Origin of the sequence: Alteromonas sp. AMM-1, from assembly GCF_047290655.1 — a bacterium.
Taxonomy (GTDB): Bacteria; Pseudomonadota; Gammaproteobacteria; order Enterobacterales; family Alteromonadaceae; genus Alteromonas; species Alteromonas mangrovi.
Genome location: NZ_JBLBUE010000233.1, coordinates 1 through 4,256, shown reverse-complemented (window position 1 = coordinate 4,256; position 4,256 = coordinate 1). Strand labels below are relative to the sequence as shown.

The 4,256-nt window shown below is 50.6% G+C and carries 4 protein-coding genes and 2 pseudogenes; 5 read left to right on the top strand and 1 reads right to left on the bottom strand.

Annotation, left to right across the window (positions count from 1 at the left end):
* Window positions 1-329, bottom strand: a pseudogene (locus ACLR2L_RS19245) (acetyl-CoA C-acyltransferase); the annotation flags it as partial.
* Between the two features lie 254 nt (window positions 330-583).
* On the opposite strand from ACLR2L_RS19245, the gene ACLR2L_RS19240 reads away from it, so the two are divergent.
* The 5 genes and pseudogenes from ACLR2L_RS19240 to ACLR2L_RS19220 all read left to right on the top strand — a co-directional run.
* Window positions 584-1,540 (top strand): AAA family ATPase, encoded by a 957-nt coding sequence (locus ACLR2L_RS19240; protein WP_140955909.1) that lies wholly within the window; start codon window positions 584-586, stop codon window positions 1,538-1,540.
* 3 nt (window positions 1,541-1,543) lie between these two features.
* Complete coding sequence (locus tag ACLR2L_RS19235) at window positions 1,544-2,509, top strand: DUF58 domain-containing protein (protein ID WP_413370517.1); 966 nt, start codon at window positions 1,544-1,546, stop codon at window positions 2,507-2,509.
* Complete coding sequence (locus tag ACLR2L_RS19230) at window positions 2,497-3,012, top strand: DUF4381 domain-containing protein (RefSeq protein ID WP_413370515.1); 516 nt, start codon at window positions 2,497-2,499, stop codon at window positions 3,010-3,012. The genes ACLR2L_RS19235 and ACLR2L_RS19230 overlap by 13 nt, the downstream gene beginning before the upstream one ends.
* The gene (locus tag ACLR2L_RS19225) at window positions 3,005-4,018 is read left to right on the top strand and encodes a vWA domain-containing protein (RefSeq protein ID WP_413370513.1); all 1,014 of its coding nucleotides are present in this window, start codon (window positions 3,005-3,007) and stop codon (window positions 4,016-4,018) included. Before ACLR2L_RS19230 ends, ACLR2L_RS19225 begins: the two co-directional genes overlap by 8 nt.
* Window positions 4,015-4,256 (top strand): annotated as a pseudogene (locus ACLR2L_RS19220) (hypothetical protein); the annotation flags it as partial. The gene ACLR2L_RS19225 and the pseudogene ACLR2L_RS19220, both read left to right, overlap by 4 nt.

Sequence of the window (4,256 nt, the reverse complement as noted above, 5' to 3'; positions counted from 1 at the left end):
GCGATATTCACCGTAGACGGGAAGCTAGTTGCGCAAGCGCGTGATACGCTGTAGGCGTCGGTATGCACATTCATCCCGGTGCCCAGAACGATTTCGCGTGCAATATTGGGGGCTTCTGGCATTTGAACTACCTGACCGTAAACAAGTTGATCAACTAATTTAGGATCAACGGCATTGCGGATCAGAAGCTCGTTTACCACCATTTTGCCCAAATCCACGGCGGGAACACCGTGAAAATACGTCGCCATTTTTGCGAAGGGCGTTCTAAGCCCAGCGACAATGGCAATGCGATCGCCATCACGCGTTGTAACCGATTGCTGTTTAGCCATTATTTAAAACCCTTGTTGTAGACCTGGTAGTGGTCAGACCTGTTATCAATGCGCCGATTTTTACAAACAATTAAACAAATAGCAAATCCGCAGAAGAATATTTTGCAACAATTAATCTCTTGATGAGAAAAAGTAGCTTGAAACAGAATAAGGGAACCTTATATTGACTTAACAGTCAGATAGCTTCAATTCCAACACGGAGCAGTAAGTATAGGCTCTGTGATTCAATAACGATAACAAGGTTAGAAAACTCTATGGCAGCTGAGCAGTTCAGGCAGTTACACGCCTATCTTGATTCACAAATTATCGGTCAGTCTCAACTCACGCTGAATATGCTGATTGCACTGCTGGCCGACGGCCACTTGTTAGTAGAAGGCCCACCAGGATTGGCGAAAACCCGAGCCATCAACGCCCTGGCTAAGGGTATTGATGGCGATTTTCACCGCGTACAGTTTACGCCAGATTTACTACCCGCCGATTTAACGGGTACGGATATTTATCGCCCGGAAACAGGCCAGTTTGTGTTCCAGCAAGGTCCTTTGTTCCATAATCTGGTGCTGGCAGACGAAATTAACCGTGCGCCGGCAAAAGTGCAATCTGCGCTGCTCGAAGCCATGGCTGAGCACCAAATTACGGTTGGCAACAAAACCTATGCTCTACCAGAACTATTTCTGGTAATGGCAACGCAGAACCCGCTGGAGCAGGAAGGCACCTATCCCCTGCCAGAAGCGCAGTTAGACCGCTTCCTGATGCACCTGGAAATTGATTACCCGGATGCCGACACCGAACTGCAAATCCTGCAATTAACGCGCAACGAAGAGCTGAGTAAGCCCACAGCGCTTCCACCTACATTGAGCCAGCAAGATATCTTCGCTGCGCGTAAAGCGGCATTGGCACTGCACATGGCCCCCGCACTGGAAACCTATTTAGTGCAGTTGATTATGGCCACGCGTCGCCCTGAAAATTATTCACCTGAATTAGCTCAGTGGATTGAATTTGGTGCCAGCCCTCGTGCCACCATTTCACTGGATCGCTGCGCCCGTGCCCATGCGTGGTTGGCCGGCAGGGATTTCGTTGGTCCCGACGACATCCAGGCTGTGTTCCACAATGCGCTTCGCCACCGTTTGATCCTGTCTTATCAGGCCGAAGCGGAAGGTGTAACCGCCAATCAGGTTTTGGACACCATATTAAATCTGGTCGCTGTGCCTTAATCAATGATTGCCGTACAACAACAGCTCAATAGCCTGCAGTCCAATGGCATTCAGTTAAATGTAAAGGAACTGCTGCAATACAAGCAGTTTGCCGGGCTGTTAGACATGAAACCCACACGCACGCCTCAGGCGCGTTTGGCAGGTAGTTACCTGACTAAACACAAGGGGCGTGGTATGGAGTTTGATGAAGCCAGGCACTATCAGGCGGGTGATGACATTCGTGCCATCGACTGGCGTGTGACTGCGCGCACCGGAAAAACCCACACCAAGGTGTACCGCGAAGAGCGCGAGCGCCCGGTATTTGTTTTGTGTGATTTATCGGGCTCGATGCAATTTGGCACCCAACTGCTGCTCAAAGCCGTTCAGGCAGCGCATTTGAGTGCATTAATCAGTTGGGCAGCAGCGCAACGCGGCGACAAAGTGGGCGCGTTAATCTATTCGGATTACTCTCATAAAGAATGTAAACCATTAAGCCGCAAGCGCGCGGTTTTAAGTATTTGTCATGAACTGATGCAGTGTCAGAATGAAGCGAGTCGGGCCCAGCTTCAAGCCCCTCAGGCAAATCTGGAACAGGCTTTGTCCCGGCTGCGCCGTCTGGCCAGGCCCGGTAGTCTGGTGTATATCATCAGTGATTTTTTGCACCTTGATGAGCGTGCGCTTCAGCACTTAACCCAAATTAGCCGGCATTGTGAAGTGAGTGCCATTGCCATCACCGACCCGCTTGAACATACCTTGCCAACGCTTCGCCACACGCAGAGTGTGAATGTTACCGACGGCGAGCAAAAGCAAACCTGGACATTAGGCGATCCGGTGCTTGCAAAACATTATTCCGCCAGCCAACAAGCGCGCTGGCAGCAGGTGAAAGACAGTCTTGGCCGCTGTAAAACTGGATTGGGCTTTATTGATGCCGGTATCCCTCTAACCGAACAACTTGAACGCTTGCGGAGGCAGCCAATATGGACCCGTTAGCCCAGTTAAATGATATTCAAACGCCAACTGGCGTAGATTGGTGGCCGCTGGCATGGGGTTGGTGGGCTGTTATTGCGTTGGTATTGCTGGTTACCGTACTGTCAATACGCACCTGGTATCTTCACCGCCAATTTACTAAAGCCAAGCGTGAGGCACTGGCAACACTTGCCGCCTTCGCTACTGAGCCAGGCCAGGCCGCGGTAAATACCAATCAATTACTCAAACGCGTTGCGAAGCACTATTTCGGCGCTGAAACCGTTTCCGTTTTACACGGCAATCAGTGGCTACAGTTTTTGCAAAGTGAAGTTAGCAACAAGCACGCAAAATCCGTGATGGCCGGACTGGAAGTCATGACCAGCAAGGTGTATCAGCAAGCACCTTGTACAGACGCAGAAGCCAGCGATATTTTTTCAGCGGCAACTGTATGGTTGAACCAAGCTAATTTTAGGCGAGTTCCCCCCATAGAGACGGCAGTAAAAGCGCGGGAGGCAAGTCATGTTTGAGTTTGCCTGGTGGTGGGCGCTGTTTGCTCTGCCCTTACCCTTCATCGTTCGCTTGCTGAGTCCTAAAACTCAGCAAACGGATGTTGCGCTGCGGGTACCGAATTTAATTAACAATCTGCCGCAATCGAAATCACCTAAAGCAGCAAAACGCGGTTGGTTGATACTGGCCGCCATGATGTGGATTTGTTTGGTACTGGCTGCAGCCCGGCCGCAATGGTTGGGTGAGCCGGTTAACGTGCCAAATGAAGGGCGTGAAATGATGCTGGCGGTGGATTTGTCTGGCAGTATGAAAATTGAAGACATGATGGTAAACGGCCGTCAGGTTAATCGCCTGACCATGATCAAATCGGTACTGTATGACTTCATTCAACGCCGGGTTGGCGATCGCCTCGGGTTGATTCTGTTCGCCGACACGGCCTATTTACAAGCGCCCCTCACCTATGACCGGGAAACCGTCGCAACCTTATTGGACGAGGCAGTAATAGGCCTGGTAGGTGAACAAACGGCGATTGGCGATGCTATTGGTCTTGCTGTAAAGCGATTTGAACAAAAAGCTGAATCAAACCGCGTACTCATATTGCTGACTGACGGCCAGAACACGGCCGGTAATATCACACCACAACAAGCAAAAGAACTTGCAGTGGATGCTCAGGTTACGGTTTACACCATTGGTGTGGGGGCTGATGCCATGACTGTTTCAAGTTTCTTTGGCAGCAGACAGGTAAATCCCTCGCAAGAGTTGGACGAAACCATGTTAACCGATATTGCGAAAGCAACGGGCGGCCAGTATTTCCGAGCGCGCAATGCCGCCGAGTTAAACAACATTTACGCGATGCTCGATCAGCTTCAACCGATTGAAGGCGAAGCACGTAAAATGCGCCCGCTAACGGCGTTATTTTACTATCCGCTGGCCCTGGCATTGTTACTTAGTGCGCTGCCAGTGATTGGTATATTCCTGCGAAGTATCTGGTTCAGACTGGCTGGCAGCAAAGAGGCCGTATCATGAACAGTGCCTTGAATTTTCTCCCTGCAGATTTTCACTTCCTACGCCCTGAATGGTTTTATGCACTAATCCCATTAGTGCTGCTACTTTGGGTGGTCTATCGCTGGCGTCGCACAGCAACAGGCTGGCAAGGTGTGATTGCTGGACACCTCTACCAGTATTTGGTAACCGGGCAACACACGGCAAAAAGCAATACACTGGTGAGTTGGCTAGCGCTGGCATGGCTACTCTCGGTATTTGC

Coding starts and splice junctions, on each gene's coding strand:
- ACLR2L_RS19240 (WP_140955909.1), top strand. CDS start 584: ATGGCAGCTGAGCAGTTCAGGCAGTTACACGCCTATCTTGATTCACAA.
- ACLR2L_RS19235 (WP_413370517.1), top strand. CDS start 1,544: ATGATTGCCGTACAACAACAGCTCAATAGCCTGCAGTCCAATGGCATT.
- ACLR2L_RS19230 (WP_413370515.1), top strand. CDS start 2,497: ATGGACCCGTTAGCCCAGTTAAATGATATTCAAACGCCAACTGGCGTA.
- ACLR2L_RS19225 (WP_413370513.1), top strand. CDS start 3,005: ATGTTTGAGTTTGCCTGGTGGTGGGCGCTGTTTGCTCTGCCCTTACCC.